The 17,987-nt window shown below is 70.6% G+C and carries 6 protein-coding genes and 1 pseudogene; 4 read left to right on the plus strand and 3 right to left on the minus strand.

The window, feature by feature from the left end; genetic code table 11:
• The first annotated feature begins 218 nt into the window (after window positions 1-218).
• The 3 genes from KO717_RS08890 to KO717_RS08900 are packed head-to-tail and all read left to right on the plus strand — an operon-like array spanning window position 219 to window position 2,890.
• A complete protein-coding gene (locus KO717_RS08890) occupies window positions 219-1,394 on the plus strand; it encodes an acyl-CoA dehydrogenase family protein (RefSeq protein ID WP_301365695.1) in 1,176 nt (391 codons plus the stop codon).
• Window positions 1,395-1,418: 24 nt separating this feature from the next.
• On the plus strand, window positions 1,419-2,666 hold the full coding sequence (locus KO717_RS08895) for a cytochrome P450 family protein (protein WP_301365697.1): 1,248 nt from the start codon (window positions 1,419-1,421) through the stop codon (window positions 2,664-2,666).
• An 11-nt stretch (window positions 2,667-2,677) separates the two neighbouring features.
• Window positions 2,678-2,890: a ferredoxin gene (locus tag KO717_RS08900; RefSeq protein ID WP_301365698.1), complete on the plus strand. Its 213-nt coding sequence runs from the start codon at window positions 2,678-2,680 to the stop codon at window positions 2,888-2,890.
• A 164-nt stretch (window positions 2,891-3,054) separates the two neighbouring features.
• Here KO717_RS08900 and KO717_RS08905 read toward each other — a convergent pair whose 3' ends face one another.
• Entirely contained in the window at window positions 3,055-4,356 is a 1,302-nt protein-coding gene (locus KO717_RS08905) for a flavin monoamine oxidase family protein (RefSeq protein ID WP_301365699.1), read from the minus strand.
• Window positions 4,357-5,115: 759 nt separating this feature from the next.
• Here KO717_RS08905 and KO717_RS08910 point away from each other — a divergent pair.
• Window positions 5,116-5,877 (plus strand): AfsR/SARP family transcriptional regulator, encoded by a 762-nt coding sequence (locus KO717_RS08910; RefSeq protein ID WP_367401576.1) that lies wholly within the window; start codon window positions 5,116-5,118, stop codon window positions 5,875-5,877.
• A 79-nt stretch (window positions 5,878-5,956) separates the two neighbouring features.
• On the opposite strand, the gene KO717_RS08915 is transcribed toward KO717_RS08910, so the two are convergent.
• Together KO717_RS08915 and KO717_RS08920 are read right to left on the minus strand one after the other, a co-directional pair.
• Window positions 5,957-12,451, minus strand: coding sequence for a type I polyketide synthase (locus tag KO717_RS08915; protein WP_301365702.1), 6,495 nt, complete (start codon window positions 12,449-12,451; stop codon window positions 5,957-5,959).
• A gap of 53 nt (window positions 12,452-12,504) precedes the next feature.
• Window positions 12,505-17,910, minus strand: a pseudogene (locus KO717_RS08920) (SDR family NAD(P)-dependent oxidoreductase); the annotation flags it as partial.
• Window positions 17,911-17,987 lie beyond the last annotated feature (77 nt).

Raw genomic sequence — 17,987 nt, forward strand, 5'->3', positions numbered from 1 at the left:
GGACGCCGAGGGAGAGGTGAACTCCCAGGCCGTCATGAAGCACATCACAAACTCGTCATTTCACCCTCCTGAAAGAGTCACCGCTCCAGTGATCGCGGGATGACTGCGGAATGTGGTGGGGATTACAGCCAAATGGCTAGAGTCGGCTCGTCGCAAGGCGCCAGCACTGGATCGATCGTGCCAATTCAGCGCATCTATCCGCTACCCCCGGAGGAAAAATGACCACATCCGACACTGCCGCAACTGGCGTCCTTGATGCAGTCAAGGAAATAATCCCCGCCCTGCGCGGCAACGGTCTGGAAACCGAAAAGCAGCGGCAGCTTCCGGACGAGAACATCGCCCTTCTCGAAAAGGCCGGCGTCTTCAGGATCGCCGTCCCGGAGCGTTTCGGCGGCCTGGACCTGCCGGTGGCCGAGCAGGCCGAGATCCTGACGGAGATCGCGCGCGGCGACGGGTCGTCCGGCTGGGTGTCGATGGTGTGGGTGTCCACCGCCTGGATCGCCACGCTGTACCCGGACAAGGCCCAGGAGGAGATCTTCGCGAACGGATCCGTCCGGATCTCCGGCGGGTTCACGCCCTCGGGCACGCTCACGCCGGTCGACGGCGGATACGTGCTGAACGGGACCTGGCGCTTCAACACCGGTGTCGCCGGCGCGGACTGGAACGTCCACGCGGCGCTGGTCGAGCGGGAGGACGGGCAGCACGAGGAGCTCTTCGCGATCGTGCCGCGCGAGAGCGTCACGGTCGCCGACGACTGGGACGTCTTCGGCGCGGCCGGCACCGGCAGTGCGACCTCCACCGTGAAGGACCTGTTCGTCCCGGCCCACCGCGTGGTGGACGCCGCGGTGTTCGACGCCTCGACGCGTGACCGGTGGAACGCCGACCTGAACGGCCGCAACTACGGCCTGACCAGCTACATCCTGGCGACGTGCGCACCCGTGTACATCGGTCTGGCCAAGGCCGCCGTGGAGATCTTCACCGAGCGGACTCCCGGCAAGGCCATCACCTACACCGAGTGGACGGACCAGGCCGAGCACCCGCACACGCACGTACAGCTGGCGGTCGCCGCCAACAAGGTCGCCGCGTGCGAGGCGCTGGCCGAGAAGTGGCTGTCGGTCATCCAGAGCAGGGAGGACGCCGGCGAGAAGCTCACCGTCCAGGAGAAGGCCGCGATCCGCGGCCAGGTCGGCTACGTCGTGCAGACGACGAAGGAAGCGGTGGAGACGCTCTACGCCATCAGCTCGGCCTCGACGATCCTGCGCAGCAACCCCTTCCAGCGCGTCTTCCGGGACATCACCGCGCTGTCGCTCCACGGCCTGCTCACTCCGGTCAGCTCCCTGGAGGCCCACGGCCGCGTCCTGCTGGGGCTGGAGCCCCGTACCGATTACATCTGATTGGTCGAATTCAGGAGACGCCACATGACAAACGCTCAAGAGGCTCCCGCACTTTTCGATTCCGCGTACTACCAGGATCCCTATTCGGTGTACGACTGGCTCCGGGTCAATTCCCCGGTCCATCCGTTCCGCTTCCCCCTCGGTGACGTACCGATGCTCTTCCTTTCCCGGTACGACGACGTCAAGGAGCTGCTGAGCGACCAGCGGTTCAGCAATGACGGCGCCGCCTGGGGCAGTGAGCAGTTCAAGAAGTCCGGGATGATATTCGGCGGCGACACGCTGATCGGCCGCATTCTGACGGTGCTCGACCCGCCGGATCACACCCGTGTCCGCAAGCTGGCGATGGGGGCATTCACCCCTCGTCGCGCCGCCACGTGGACGGAGCCGGTCGAGCGCATCGTAAAGGAGGCGCTCGACGACCTGGAGAAGTCGGACCGTCCCGACGTCATGGATTTCGCGAGCAAGATCCCGGCGGTCGTCACGGGTGAGATCCTCGGCTTCCCGCTGGACCGGTTCGCCGACATGCTCCATGCCATCGAGCGGGCCTTCCACCTCGACCCGGACAACCCGGACAACGAGGCCGAGGTCTCGGCGGCCTTCGAGGAGATCGTCACCTACGGCCGGGAACTGATCGTCGAGAAGCGCCGCAACCCCGGCGACGACCTGACGTCCGTGTTCATCCAGGCACGCGACGGCGAGGACCGCCTGACCGAGGACGAGCTCGTCTCCATGGTCGCCGTGATGATCATGGCGGGCATCGACACCACCCGCAATCTGATCGGCTCCGCCGTCCTCGGGCTGTTCGACCACCCGGACCAGCAGAAGCTGCTGGTCGAGAACGAGGAGCTGGTCGCACCCGCGGTCGAGGAGTTCCTGCGCTACGACGGCGCCTTCTGCGTCGGCCTGTTCCGCATCGCCAAGGAGGACCTGGTGTTCAAGGGGGTTCCGGTGCCCGCCGGCACCCCTGTGGTCGCCGGGCTCCAGGCCGCCAACCACGATCCCGAGAAGTACACCGACCCCAATAACCTGGACATCACCCGCGAAGGCCCGCGGCACCTGGCCCTCGGCCATGGACTGCACAACTGCATGGGTGCTGCCCTGGCCCGTCTGGAGACCGGTATCGCGGTTCCGGCGCTGCTGCGCCGTTTCCCGCAGATGCGGCTCTCGGTTCCGCGTTCGGAGATCATGTTCGAGGAGAACTGGCTGCTGCGCAGCCTTCCGAACCTCCCCGTGGACCTGTACGGCGGCGGGCCTCGCCCCACCGGCAAGTGAGGGACCGACCGATGACACACATCCTCTCCGTCGACAAGACGGTCTGCACCGGGGCGGGTACTTGTGAAGCGATGCACCCGAAGCTGTTCCGGGTGGTCGACGACGGGTACGCCGTCGCGCTCAGGACGGAGCTCGACGACCCGGCGGACGTCCGGGACGCGGGCGACGTCCTGGATGTCTGCCCCACCGAGGCGATCCTGCTGACCCTGGCGGCAGGCGCGTAGCGCCCGGAGAACCACCGGCTGCGAGGCCGGGGAACACGCCACGGGCGGGCGGCGCCGATCGGCGCCGCCCGCCCGTCTGTCGTGCTGTGCTGTGCTGTGCTGTTCAGTTCCGCGAAGCGCGCAGTGGTGCGGCCCGGTGCGGACGCACGGAGGAACGCGGTCCGTCAGCCGGCGATGACCGCAGCCTGCTGCGCGGCGGTGAGGCCGGACTCGATGGCCCCTTCCACGAACGCGCCGTACCAGCCGCTGGCGATGTCCGATCCCGCGAACACCATCCGCCCGTGGGGCTGCTGGATGTCCGGCAGCTGACGCAGGAGCTGCCCCGGCTTGCGCATGCCCCAGCCTCCGCGCGTGTACGTGTCCTTGCCCCACTGCATGGCCCGGTAGTCGACCACGGTGGCTTCGGGGACCATGCTCCGCACGGCCGCCTTGACCGCTGCGGCGTCGGAGACGTTGAGCCCGGACCCGGCGAAGGCCACGTAGAGCCGGCTGCCGTCGGCGAGCTGCTTCTGCGGCAGCATCAACAGGATCGGAGAGCCCTCCGGCGCCTGGGCGTAGACGGCGTCGGAGACGCCGCGCACCTGCAGCCAGAGCTTGGTGGCGGTCGGCACCCCGACACCTTCCACCGCCGCGTCGGCGTGCACCTTCGGCAGGCCCGGGTTGAAGGTGATGGTCCGCCAGACGTTCACCGGTACGGCGACGACGACGACGGGGGCCTGGTAGGTCAGGCCACTGGCCGTCTTGACCCTGGTGAGGCCCTTGCCGGTGTCGGTGACCGCGGTGACCGGGGCGTTGTACCGGATCCTGGCGGTGGACTGCGCGAACATCGCTTTGAGGAGGGAGACCATGCCCCCTGCGGGCTTGAGGCTCATGGTCGACTCGAAGCCCTCGTACGTCCCGCCGGCGAGCTGGAACCACTGGGCCATGCCCGCCAGGCCGCCGGTGGAGCTGGGGCCTCCGGCGAAGACGGAGGTGGAACCGTTGATCCACTTCTGGTCGGTGGCCGAGAGGCCCAGCTGGGCCAGGCGTGCGGCCAGCGACGTGGCGTCCACGCTCGCCACCAGGTCCTTCCGGTACAGCGGCTCCAGGGGGCGCTCGAAGTACGTCTCGGAGCCGGCGTAGAACTGGCCGAAAAGCGTGCCGAGGTGCCCGAAGGCATCCGCCGGGGACTGGCTCACGAAGCCCGTGGCGCCCGGCATGACCGCGCGGGTGGCCGCCACGTCCAGGCTGGTGGCGATGTTGTAGCGCCGCAGCTCGCGTTCCACGTTGGTCTGGCCCGGGCCGAACCAGCCGCCGCCGATGTCGACCTGCTCGCCGGCGAACGAGCCGGTCCAGATGCGGCCGCCGATACGGTCCCGGGCTTCGAGCACCAGGGTGTTCAGGCCCTTGGCCGCCAGTTCACGGGCGGCCGTGCCGCCCGCGTAGCCGGCTCCGATGACGATCGCGTCCCAGGTCAGCTCCTCCACGGCCGATGCCCGCCCGGCCGTGGTGGCGGCCAGCGTGGATGCGAGGGCCGTGACACCTGCCGCCTTCAGCAGCGACCGACGACCTATGGTCCGGTCCGAGGAGACTGTGTAATTTCCGCCATGACGATTCACGTGGATTCCTTCGTGGTGGGTGCCTGCTGGACACCGCAATGCGGTTCGACAGCCGGGTAATCCGGGACTGTCCGTCACTGTGCGTTTTCCGGGACGGCCTTGAATTTCCTGATCTCCCGGCGTGTCGACCGAAAACATACCCACTGGACACGACGCCGCTCTCTGCGGAGAGTCATCCTCCGGTATGCGGCCGATCACCGGTCGAGGTCCGCCAGGAATGCCAAGTTCCGGCCAGGGCGAGCGATGGCGCGTGCCCCCGTACCGAACTGGCCAAAACTCCCCTTAAGAAATTGGCCATCCGGGTATCGGTAGCGCCCCGCGAGGGCTGATCACGTCCCGGCGCCCTGTCCCGGACCACCGGCACCGTCGGCGAAATCCGCGACGAACACCGTCCTGACCTGAGGTAACTTCCCTCACCCGACACCCGCGCGACCGGCGCTCCACCCACCCTCGGTCGCCCAGGCCGGATTCAGGCCTCCCTCGGCTGCGCACATGGGACACCGTAAGATCATTGGGCAGGTCGGTATCTCGTCAGAACCTCCTATCCGTTCGGCCTGGCCCGTGGCGACCCCGCGAAGGTCTGATGTAAAGCTTCAGGAAGGAGCAATTGCCTTGCGATACGAACTGATGGGCCCCTTCCAGATCCTCACGGACCAGGGAAGGGTGTTGCTTCCAGGTACACCCAAGGTGTCTCAGCTCCTGGCCCTGCTCCTCGTACGCGCCAACGAATTCGTTCCGCGCGAGATGCTCATTCAGGAGCTGTGGCAGCAGAATCCGCCGCGCTCCGCACTCAACACCTTGCAGACCTATGTGCACCATGCGCGCCGGCTGCTGGCGGAGGGGGACCGCGGAGCGGGCACGCGGCAGACCGGGCCGTCTCCTCTGCTCACACGCCCCGGCGGGTACGTGATGCGGGTCGACGAGGCGTCGGTCGACGTCAAACTGTTCGAGCAACTGGTGGCTCGGGGCGAGTTCGAGCTGAGGGTGGGCAACAGCGAGGACGCGGTCGACGTACTGACCCGGGCGCTCGCGCTGTGGCGCGGTTCCGACCTCTTCAGCATCCGCACGGGCGATGTTCTGGCGGGGCACGTCGTCCGCCTGGAAGAACTGCGGATCAGAGCGTTCGAGCTGCGGATCGAGGCCATGAAGGACCTGGGCCGGCTGCGCGCCATGCTTCCCGAACTGCGGGCGCTCGTCGAGGAGTACCCGCTCAACGAGTGCTTCCACGGGGTGCTGATCTCGGCCCTGCACCAGGCGGGCCGGCGCGCCGAGGCACTCCAGGCCTACGAGAAGGTGCGCCGGGTCATGCGGGACGAACTGGGCCTGGAGCTCTCCTCCTGGATCCGGCGGCTGCACGAGGAGATGCTCGGCCCGGCCGTCCCGATGTAGGCGGTCCGCGCGCGCGGAGGGGAGGTGCCCGTCAAGGGCACCTCCCCTCCGCGCGTCCCACGACTGCGTAGTGACGCGGCTACGCGGGCGGGAAGTGTCCTGCCTCGACGAAGAACTCCACGTAGCGTCCGAAGAGCTCCGCGGTCAGCTCCGGGCAGACGATGCCGGTGCCGACGAGGGCCTTCTCGGTCTCGGTCGTGTCGATCGGCGGGTAGAAGCCGTCCGTGTCCGAGGTCATCATCTCGAAGGCGTGCAGCAGCGGCTGGAGCGCGTTGCCCCGGTCCGCCCGTACGCTCTCGGTCCAGGCGTTCCAGTCCAGTTCGCCGAGCTCGTAGCCGTGGTCACGCAGGAATCCCACGCACTCGGCGAGGCTGAACGCACTCTGGTTGAACAGGTGGAACGTGCCGCCGGCCGCGGACTCCTGCTGGGAGACGGCGAGGATGGCGGAGCTGACGTAGTCGACGGGCAGCAGGTGGAAGCGGCCCGCCGTGTCCTTCGGGACGGCCCCGGACTGCAGGATGCCCTTCAGGCTGAGCCAGACGAAGTCCCGTGTCTGGCATGCGCCGTTGACCGTATCCCCGGAGATCACGTCCACGCGGTAGATGTTCACCGGGATGCCCCGGTCCCGGGCGATGCCAATGATCTGCTCCGCCACCCACTTGCTCTGCAGATAGCCGCTCGGCAGCACCTCGGCCGGCCCCGTGGGGTCGGTGACCCGCAGCGGCGTGCCCTCCTCCAGCGGCCCGGCGAAGACGCCGACGGTGGACACGTAGTGCACGGGAACGGTCCGGTGCCGTGCCGCCAGCCGCAACACCTCCTCGGTGCCGCCTACGTTGGCGTCGCGCAGCGCGCTGTAGGGGTGCAGCCAGTGGACCCGCGCGCCATTGTGGTACACCGCGTCGACCGTACGGGCGAGCTCGTCGAACTCCTCCTCGGAGAGGCCGAGCCGGCGTTCGGCGAGATCACCGATGTGGACCTCCAGACGGGAAAGGTCGACCTCGTCCCACAGCCGGTAGAACTCCATGTTGGACTTCAGCCTGGCCAGCCCGTCCGCCCGGTCGGTGCCCCGCACCAGCAGGTGGATCCGGGCTTCGGTGGTCCGCAGCAGGTCCCGCAGCAGGAAGGCGCCGAGGAAGCCCGTGGCTCCGGTGAGCAGGATCTCCCTCGGGTCCTCGGCCACCCGGACGACGTCGCCCTCGGGCCGGATGTCCTCGGCGAGCCGGATGTCGGCCGCGAAGCCCGCGTCCTCGCGTACCGGGGCGGCGTCCGGACCGGAGTCGGCGGCCAGTACGGGGACCAGGAACTCGGTGAGCGCGACGGGCGTGGGGTGGTCGAAGACGAGCGTCGCGGGCAGCCTGGCAGCGGTCAGCGTCCCGAGCCGGTTGCGCAGCTCCACGGAGGTCAGGGAGTCGAAGCCCAGCAGGGGCAGTGGCTGGTCGGGCCGGATCGCGGAGGTGTCGGCGTGGCCGAGCACCTCGGCGATCCGGGCGAGCACCGCGTCCAGGACGGCCTGCTTCCGGCCCGCCGGATCGAGCCCCGCGAGCCTCTCGGCGAGTTGCTCGGCCGGCGAACCACCCGTGTTCTCGTGGTCCTGGGCGGCACGGCGGCGCGCCGGGATCCGTACCAGCGAGCCGAGGACCGCCGCCGGCCGGGAGTCCCGCTCGCGCAGGACGGCCGTGTCGAGCGGGGTGGCGACGACCTCGGGGCGGCCGGAGGCGACGGCGAGGTCGAACAGCGTGGTCCCCCGCTCCCAGGGCACCGGGATGAATCCGCTGCGGGCGATGCGGCCGAGGTCGGCCGCGCCGAGGTGGCCGCTCATTCCGCCTTCCTGCTCCCACAGGCCCCACGCGATCGAGGTGGCCGGCTGCCCCTGGGCGTGCCGGTGCCGGGCCAGGGCGTCCAGGAACCCGTTGGCGGCGGCGTAGTTGGACTGGCCGGGGCCGCCCACGACCGCGGCGATCGAGGAGAACAGGACGAACGCGGTGAGGCCCATGTCACCGGTGAGGCGGTGCAGGTTCCACGCGGCGTCCGCCTTGGGCCGGAGCACCGCGCGCAGCCTGGCCGGGGTGAGGGAGCCGATCAGACCGTCGTCCAGGACGCCCGCCGCATGGACCACTCCGGTGAGCGGATGCCCGGCCGGGACGGAGTCCAGGAGCGCCGCGAGCGCGTCGTGGTCGGCGGCGTCGCACGCCGCGATGTCCACGTGGGCGCCCAGGGCCGTCAGTTCGGCCACCAGCGCGGGAGCGCCCGGTGCGTCCATGCCCCGACGGCTGGTGAGCAGAAGACGGCGTACGCCGTGGACGGTCACGAGATGCCGGGCGAAGTGCGCGCCGAGGCTGCCCGTGCCTCCGGTGATCAGCACCGTGCCGTCGGCGCTCCACGGGCTGCCGGGCCGGGCCGCCGCGGGAGCCGTGTCCGCTCGGATGGCGGCCGGTGCCGCCGGGTGCGGAGCGGACCGGGCCAGCCGGGGGACGTACGCCCGGCCTGCGCGCAGGGCGGCCTGGGGTTCGCCGGACGCGGCAAGCCGGGCGACGTGCTCGTCCGTGGCGGCATCGGTACCGGGGGCGGTGTCGATGAGGACGATCCGGCCCGGGGACTCCGACTGGGCCGACCGCAAGAGCCCCCAGACCGCCGCACCCGCCAGATCGGTGACGTCCTCACCCGGCAGCACGGCCACCGCCCCCGAGGTCACCACGACCAGCCGCGTGTCCTCCAGACGCTCATCGGCCAGCCACTCCTGCACGAGACCCAGGGCCTCCTCCGTGGCGTCCCCCATCGAGGAGGGCAGCAAGGCGTGCGGCGACGGGAGGATCCGGCTGATCACCAGGGGCACGGTCCGGCCCGCCGCGACGGCTTCGGCCACCTCGGCAGGTGTCCTGAATCCGCCGTCCGCGTCCAGAGTCACGGGGCGGATCTCCCCTGTCTCATCCGTCCGGCCGAGCACGAGCGGCGTCCAGTCGATGTGGAAGAGCGCCTCCTCCCGCCGGTCGGCGGCGGCCGCGAGCGCCCCGCTGTCGACGGTGCCCACGGTGACCGCGTCGAGGGTCGCGACGGGCCGTCCGGCCGGATCGGCCAGGTGGACGCGGAAGGCGCCGGTGCCGTCGGGGGTGATCCGCACGCGCAGCGAGGTGGCGCCCGTCGCGTACACGCGGACTCCCCGCCAGTGCACGACGGCCGGGGTTTGGGCGGCGGCGGTCAGGACGACCGGGCGCAGGGCCGCGTCGAGGAGGGCCGGGTGGATGACGAAGTCCTCGGCGCCGCTCTGCTCGGCGATCCGGGCCTCGGCGAAGAGCTCGTCCCCGCGGCGCCAGGTGGTGGTGAGGGTGCGGAACGCGGGTCCGTACTCGATTCCGGCGGCGCCGAGTTCGGCGTACAGCTCCTCGGGGGCGATCTCCTCGGCGTCTGCCGGCGGCCAGGCGGCCGGCTCGGAGGCGGGCCCGGAGACGGTGACACTCAGCGTGCCGTGGGCATGCGCCGTCCAGGGCGCGTCGGACTCGTCGGGACGGCTGTGCACCGTGACCGGGCGGCGGCCGTCGGCGTCGGGGGCGCCGACGCCGACCTGGAGCTGCAACGCGCCGCGCTCCGGCAGCACCAGAGGGGCGTCCAGGGTGAGTTCGTCGAGGGCGGTGGCCCCGAACTCGTCCCCGGCCCGGATGGCCAGCTCGGCCAGGGCCGGCGCGGGCAGTACCGCAGAACCCGAGAGCCTGTGGTCCGCGAGCCAGGGGTGGGTACGCAGTGCCACCTTGCCGGTGAACACGGCCTGGTCGCCGCCTGCGAAGGTGACGGCCGCACCGAGGAGCGGATGACCGGTCGGCGCCAGGCCGAGGTCGGCGGCGTCGGTGCCGGGAGCCGATTCGACCCAGTAGCGCTGGTGTTGGAAGGGGTAGGTGGGGAGGTCGACGCGTCGGGCGCCGGTGCCCTCGTAACAGGCCGCCCAGTCCACCGGGACACCCCGGCTGAACAGGCCGCCGAGAGAAACGAGGAGCTGTTCGGGCTCGGGGCGGCCCTTGCGCAGGGCCGGAACCACCGGAACCTCTGTGATCTCGCCCGCCATCGCGGACAGGACCCCGTCAGGACCGACCTCGAAGAAACTACCGACACCCAGAGCCTCGATCGCAGCCACCGCATCCGCGAAACGCACCGGACGGCGGACATGCTCCACCCAGTAATCCACCGACATCAACTCACCCGACGACACCACCCGCCCGGTGACGGTGGAAACCACCGTCAACTGCGGAGCACGGAACGTCAGCCCGGCCACGACCTCACGGAACTCCGCCAGCATCGGCTCCATCAACGGCGAATGGAACGCATGACTGACCGCCAGCCGCTTGAACCTCACCCCGAGCGAGCCCGCAATCTCCAGAACCTCCGCCTCGGCACCCGCCAGCACCACCGAATCCGGGCCGTTGACCGCGGCGATCCCCACCGTCGCCTCACGCCCCGCGAGCAGCGGAAGAACCCGCTCCTCCGAAGCCTGGACCGCGACCATCGCACCACCGGCCGGCAACGCCTGCATCAAACGGCCACGCGCCGACACCAGAACCGCCGCATCCTCCAACGACAGCACACCCGCCACATGAGCGGCAGCGATCTCACCGATCGAATGACCCGCCACCACCTCCGGCCTCACACCCCACGACTCCACCAACCGGAACAGCGCCACCTCCAACGCGAACAACGCCGGCTGCGTGTTCCCCGTCTCATCCAGACCCACACCCGAGAACACCACCTCCCGCAGCGAGCCCCCCAGATGCGACAACACCTCATCGAACACAGCCGCAAAAACCGGGAACGCCTCATACAACTCACGCCCCATACCCGCCCGCTGCGCACCCTGACCCGCGAACAAGAACGCCACCCGGTCATCCACGACCTGACCGGCCACCACACCAGCACCCACACCGGCACCCGGCAGAGCGCCCGCAACCTCCTCCAAACCCGCGAGCAACCCCTCACGACCCACACCCACGACCACCGCCCGATGATCGAACGCCGTCCGGCCGGCCGCGAGGGAGAGGCCGACGTCGACGGGACGCAGCGACGCATCGGACACGACGCGCTCGTACAGACGACGCGCCTGCTCCCGCAGGGCGTCCGCGGTCTTCCCCGACACCACCCACGGAACCACGGGCAGGACGACACCCGGACCCGCTTCCTCCCCCGCCCCGGCAACGGCGGGCACCTCGGGCGCCTGCTCGATGACGACGTGGGCGTTGGTACCGCTCACCCCGAAGGAGGAGACGGCCGCCCGGCGGGGAGCACCGGTCTCGGGCCAGGGGCGCGCCTCGGTGAGCAGCTCCACCGCGCCGGACTCCCAGTCGACCACCGGCGTGGGTTCGGCGATGTGGAGGCTCTTGGGCAGGATGCCGTGGCGCATGGCCTGGATCATCTTGATCACGCCGCCTACCCCGGCCGCCGCGACGGTGTGGCCGATGTTCGACTTGAGGGAGCCGAGGTAGAGCGGCCGGTCCGCGGGACGGCCCTGGCCGTACGTGGACAGCAGCGCCTGCGCCTCGATCGGGTCACCCAGCCGCGTACCCGTACCGTGCGCCTCCACCACGTCCACATCCGCGACACCCAGCCGCGCATCGGCGAGAGCCTGCCGGATCACCCGCTCCTGAGCCGGACCGTTCGGCGCCGTCAGACCGTTCGAAGCACCGTCCTGATTCACAGCCGAACCACGCAGCACCGCAAGCACCCGATGACCCTTGCGACGCGCATCCGACAACCGCTCCACCAACAGCAGCCCCACACCCTCCGACCAGCTCGTCCCGTCCGCGTCGGCCGAGAAGGACTTGATGCGGCCGTCGGGCGCGAGCCCCCGCTGCCGGGAGAAGTCGACGAAGCCGCCGGGGGTGGCGGTGACCGTGGCTCCGCCCGCGAGCGCCATCTCGCACTCGCCGCGGCGCAGCGCGTTCGCCGCCAGGTGCAGGGCCACGAGCGAGGACGAACAGGCGGTGTCCACGGAGAGCGCGGGCCCCTCGAGGCCCAGCGCATAGGCCACGCGGCCCGAGGCCATGCTGGAGAGCTTGCTGGTCAGCAGGTATCCCTCGAACTCCTCCGGCCCGTCGAGGCCCAGGTAGCTCTGCTCGATGACTCCGGCGAAGACGCCGGTCCGGCTGCCGCGCAGGCTGTCCGGGGCGATACCGGCCTGCTCGAAGGTTTCCCAGGCGGTCTCCAGCAGCAGCCGCTGCTGCGGGTCCATGGCGAGCGCTTCACGGGGCGAGATCCCGAAGAACGCGGGGTCGAAGAGGCCGGCGTCGTGGAGGAAGCCGCCCTCACGGGTGTACGCGGTACCGGGGCGGGTCGAATCCTGGTCGTAGAGCGCCTCCAGGTCCCAGCCGCGGTCGTCGGGGAACTCGGTGATGGCGTCCGTACCGGCTTCGACCAGCTTCCACAGTTCGTCCGGTGAGGTCACCCCACCGGGGAAGCGGCAGGCCATGCCGACGATGGCGATGGGCTCGGTGTCGGCGGCCTCCAGTTCGGAGACGCGGCGGTTCGCCTTCTGCAGATCGACGGTCACCCGCTTGAGGTATTCGACCAGTTTCTCTTCGTTGGACGGATTGGACATCGGTTCTTGCTCCTCGGGCGAAGAAGGCTGGGATGGTCGCGAGAGCGGCCGGGTCACTGGGCGGGGCGCCCGAGTTGCGTGTCGATGAAGCTGAAGAGGTCTTCCACGGAGGTCGACTCCAGTACGTCCGCGGCGTCGTCGCCCGGCTCCGTCCCGGACGGGCCGCCGGCCCCATCGATCCGGGACAGCAGTCGCCGCAGCCGGGCGGAGACCTCGGAGCGGTCCGGGGAGTCGTCGGGGATCGCCGCCAACAGGGCGTCCACCTTGTCGAGTTCCGCCAGGACGACCTGATGGGCGTCAGGCTCCGGCGGGACCAGGATTTCGAGCAGGCAGGCCGTGAGGGCCTCGGGGGTGGGGTGGTCGAAGACCAGGGTGGCGGGCAGTTTGACCCCGGTGGCCCCGGAGAGCCGGTTGCGCAGCTCCACGGCGGTCAGCGAGTCGAAGCCGAGGTCCTGGAAGGCCCGCTGGGGGGCGATGGATTCGGGGTCCGTGCGGCCGAGGACGGCCGCCACGTCGGTGCGTACGAGGGCGAGCAGCAGCCGCTCCCGCTCGTGGTGACTCAACGGTGCGAGTTCGGCGGCGAGTTCGGCCGGCTGCGTGCCACCGGTGGCGGCAGCGTGTGAAGCCGGTGCGGCCTGGCGGCCCTGCAGTCCGGTGAGCGCGCTCAGCAGCACCGGCACCCGGCCTTGGGCCCGTACGGCTGCCAGGTCCATCGGGGCTGCGACGAGCGCGGCGCGGCCGTCGGCCACCGACCGGTCGAAGAGGGCGAATCCTTCGGCCTGCTCGATGCGCCGGAAACCGTCGCGGGCGAGGCGGGCGAGATCGGCCTCGTCGAGGCCGGCGTTGATGCCGCCGAGCGTCCACGTGCCCCAGGCGATGGAGGTGGCGGCCAGCCCCTGGGCGCGGCGGTGTGCGGCGAGGGCGTCCAGGAAGGCGTTCGCGGCCGCGTAGTTGGCCTGGCCGGGGCCGCCGAGGACACCCACCGCGGAGGAGAACAGCACGAAGGCCGCCGGCTGCTTGTCGCGGGTGAGTTCGTGCAGGTTCCAGGCCGCGTCGGCCTTCGGACGGAGCACCGCGCCGAGGCGGTCGCCGGTCAGGGCGGGGACGAGCCCGTTGTCGAGGACTCCGGCAGTGTGGACGACGGCGGTCAGCGGGTGTTCGCCGGGGATCTCGTCGAGGACCTGGGCGAGGGCCTCCCGGTCGGCGACGTCGACGGCCACGCAGGAGACGTGCGCGCCGCTGCTCCTCAGCTCGTCGAGAAGCTCGCCGACGCCTTCGCCCTCCTCACCGGCGCGGGAGAGGAGCAGCAGCCGGGAGACGCCGTGGGTGGCGACGAGGTGGCGGGCGAAGGCGGCGCCGAGGGCGCCCGTACCGGTGACGAGTACGGTGCCGTCGCTCCTCCAGGCGGGCGCCCCCTCGGCCGGGTCACCGGCCGGGACGTGCCGCAGGCGCGGCAGGAGCACTCGGCCCGCCCGGAGGGCAGCCTGGGGTTCGCCGGACGCGGCGAGCCGGGCGACGTGCTCGTCCGTGGCGGCATCGGTACCGCGGACGGTGTCGATGAGGACGATCCGGCCCGGGGACTCCGACTGGGCCGACCGCAAGAGCCCCCAGACCGCCGCACCCGCCAGATCGGTGACGTCCTCACCCGGCAGCACGGCCACCGCCCCCGAGGTCACCACGACCAGCCGCGTGTCCTCCAGACGCTCATCGGCCAGCCACTCCTGTACGAGACCCAGGGCGCGCCGGGTCGCGAGGTGCGCGGCGGCGGCCGGGTCCGCGCCGGGCGCGGCCGGGGTCCAGGGCAGCAGGACGGTGTCGAACCGGCTGCCGGAGGCGAGTGCCTCGGCCACTGCCGCAGGGGTCGGATAGGCCCCCTCACCGGCGTGGTCCGGGTCGAGGACCGCCCAGGCGGGTGTCACGGCGGGCGCCGGCACGGTGGCGGGCGTCCAGTCGAGGTGGAAGAGCGACCCATGACCCTGGCCGCCGCCACCGGCGGGGGCCCGGAACTGCTCCTCGGGCAACCCGCTGAAGGTGATCGAGTCCACCGAGGCCACCAGACTGCCTGCCTCGTCGACCAGTTGCAGCGCGTACGCGGACTCGCCGATCTCGGTGAATCGCGCCGTGGCGGCGGTGACACCCGTGGTGTACAGCCGTACGCCTCGCCATGCGGTGGGCGTCCTGACCTGGCCGGTGGCCTGGTCTGCGGGGTGGCCGGCCAGGGCCTCGGTCAGCAGCACCGGGTGCAGTACGTAGCGTCCGGCATCGGCGGCCTCTTCATCGGGGAGCCGGACTTCGATGGCGAATCCCTCGCCGCCCTCTTCCCATGTGGCGGGGGCTGCGGTCGATGGCGTCTCGTCGGTGAGGTACCAGCCTTCGGCGTGCAGGGTCCAGGAGGCGCCGTCGTCATCGGGCCGGGAGTACAGGGACAGCCCCGGCCGGCCGGTTCCGTCGGGTGTGCCGGCCCTGAGCTGGATCTGTACCCCGCCCACCTCCGGCAGTACCAGCGGCACCCGCAGGTCGAGCTCGTCCAGGTAGGGGAGGCCGATCATGTCGCCTGCGTGGATCGACAGTTCGACGATCGCGGACGGGGGCAGGACGGACGAGCCGAGGACGCGGTGTTCCGCGAGCCAGGACTCGCTCTCCTGCGAGAGCCGGCTGGTGAACAGGATCTGGTGGGAGCCGGCCACCGTGAGGGGTGAGCCGATGAGCGGGTGGCCGGTGCCGTGTGTTCCGGAGCCCGGGGCGGCGTGCACGGCCCCCTCGGGTTCCAGCCAGTAGCGCTGGTGTTGGAAGGGGTAGGTGGGGAGGTCGACGCGTCGGGCACCGGTGCCCTCGTAACAGGCCGCCCAGTCCACCGGGACACCCCGCGTGAACAGGCCGCCGAGAGAAACGAGGAGCTGTTCGGGCTCGGGGCGGCCCTTGCGCAGGGCCGGAACCACCGGGATTTCTGTGATCTCGCCCGCCATCGCGGACAGGACCCCGTCAGGACCGACCTCGAAGAAGCAACCGACACCCAGAGCCTCGATCGAAGCCACCGCATCCGCGAAACGCACCGGCCGGCGGACATGCTCCACCCAGTAATCCACCGACGTCAGCTCACCCGACGACACCACCCGCCCGGTGACGGTGGAAACCACCGTCATCTGCGGAGCACGGAAGGTCAGCCCGGCCACGACCTCACGGAACTCCGCCAACATCGGCTCCATCAAGGGCGAATGGAACGCGTGACTGACCGACAGCCGCTTGAACCTCACCCCGAGCGAGCCTGCGATCTCCAGAACCTCCGCCTCGGCACCCGCCAGCACCACGGAAGAAGGACCGTTGACCGCTGCGATCCCCACCGTCGCCTCACGTCCCGCGAGCAGCGGAAGAACCTGCTCCTCCGAAGCCTGGACCGCGACCATCGCACCACCGGCCGGCAACGCCTGCATCAAACGGCCACGCGCCGACACCAGAACCGCCGCGTCCTCCAGCGAGAGGACACCCGCCACATGCGCGGCAGCGATCTCACCGATCGAATGACCCGCCACCACCTCCGGCCTCACACCCCACGACTCCACCAGCCGGAACAGCGCCACCTCCAAGGCGAACAACGCCGGCTGCGTGTTCCCCGTCTCATCCAGACCCACACCCGAGAACACCACCTCCCGCAGCGAGCCCTCCAGATGCGACAACACCTCATCGAACACAGCCGCAAAAACCGGGAACGCCTCATACAACTCACGCCCCATACCCGCCCGCTGCGCACCCTGACCCGCGAACAAGAACGCCACCCGGCCAACCGTCCGGGCTTCGTCACCCGCATGGGGGGCAGGGCCCTCCTCCGCCAAGGCCTTGAGCCCGGAGAGGAGTTCTTCCCGGTCGGCGCCGGTGACCACGGCCCGGTGATCGAGAGCGGCGCGGCCGGCCGCGAGGGAGAGGCCGACGTCGACGGGACGCAGTGACGCATCGGACACGACACGCTCGTACAGACGACGCGCCTGCCCCCGCAGGGCGTCCGCCGTCTTCCCCGACACCACCCACGGAACCACGGGCAGGACGACACCCGGACCCGCTTCCTGCCCCGCCCCGGCAACGGCGGGCACCTCGGGCACCTCGTGCGCCTCGGCCAGCTCGGGCACCTGCTCGATGACGACATGGGCGTTGGTACCGCCGAAGCCGAAGGAGGAGACGGCCGCCCGGCGGGGAGCACCGGTTTCCGGCCAGGGGCGCGCCTCGGTGAGCAGCTCCACCGCGCCGGACTCCCAGTCCACGTGGGTGGTCGGGTTCTCGGCGTGCAGGGTGCGCGGCAGTTCGCCGTGGCGCATGGCCTGGATCATCTTGATGACGCCGCCCACGCCTGCGGCGGCCTGGGCATGGCCGATGTTCGACTTGAGGGAGCCGAGGTAGAGCGGCCGGTCCGCGGGACGGCCCTGGCCGTACGTGGACAGCAGCGCCTGCGCCTCGATCGGGTCACCCAGCCGCGTACCCGTACCGTGCGCCTCCACCACGTCCACATCCGCGACACCCAGCCGCGCATCGGCGAGAGCCTGCCGGATCACCCGCTCCTGAGCCGGACCGTTCGGCGCCGTCAGACCGTTCGAAGCACCGTCCTGATTCACAGCCGAACCACGCAGCACCGCAAGCACCCGATGACCGTTGCGACGCGCATCCGACAACCGCTCCACCAGCAGCAGTCCCACACCCTCGGCCCAGCCCGTCCCGTCCGCGTCGGCCGAGAACGAACGGCAGCGGCCGTCGGCGGCGAGCCCGCGCAGCCGGGAGAACTCCACGAAGGCGACCGGGCTGGACATCACGGTGACCCCGCCCGCGAGGGCGAGATCGCACTCGCCGCGGCGCAGCGCGTTCGCCGCCAGGTGCAGGGCCACGAGCGAGGACGAACAGGCGGTGTCCACGGAGAGCGCGGGCCCTTCGAGGCCCAGCGCATAGGCCACGCGGCCCGAGGCGATGGAGCCGGCGCTGCCGCTGAACAGGTAGCCCTCGAAGCCCTCCGGCGGAAGGTGCGGGCGGGAGCCGTAGTCGTTGTACATGACCCCGGTGAAGACGCCGGTCCGGGTGGCTTTCAGGGAGAGCGGGTCCAGGCCGGCCCGTTCGAAGGTCTCCCAGGCGGTCTCCAGCAGCAGCCGCTGCTGCGGGTCGGTGGCGAGCGCCTCGCGCGGGGACATTCCGAACAGCTCGGGGTCGAAGAGGTCGGCGTCGTGCAGGAAGCCGCCCTCTCGGGAGTAGCTGGTACCGGCCTTCTCGGGGTCGGGATGGTAGAGGCGGTCGGTGTCCCAGCCCCGGTTGGCCGGGAAGTCGGACACCGCGTCGACCCCGTCGGCCACCAGCTCCCACAGGTCCTCGGGCGAGGAGACGCCTCCCGGGTAGCGGCAGGCCATGGAGACGATCGCGATCGGCTCCTGCGCCTTCTCCTCGACCTCGCGAAGACGCTTACGGGCATCCCGTGCGTCGGCGATGGCCTTCTTGAGGTATTCGCGGAGTTGTACCTCGTCAGCCACGTGTGTTCTCCCCCGGAGTGATGGGTCTGCTCTGATTG

Origin of the sequence: Streptomyces xanthophaeus (assembly GCF_030440515.1) — a bacterium.
GTDB lineage: Bacteria > Actinomycetota > Actinomycetes > Streptomycetales > Streptomycetaceae > Streptomyces > Streptomyces kutzneri.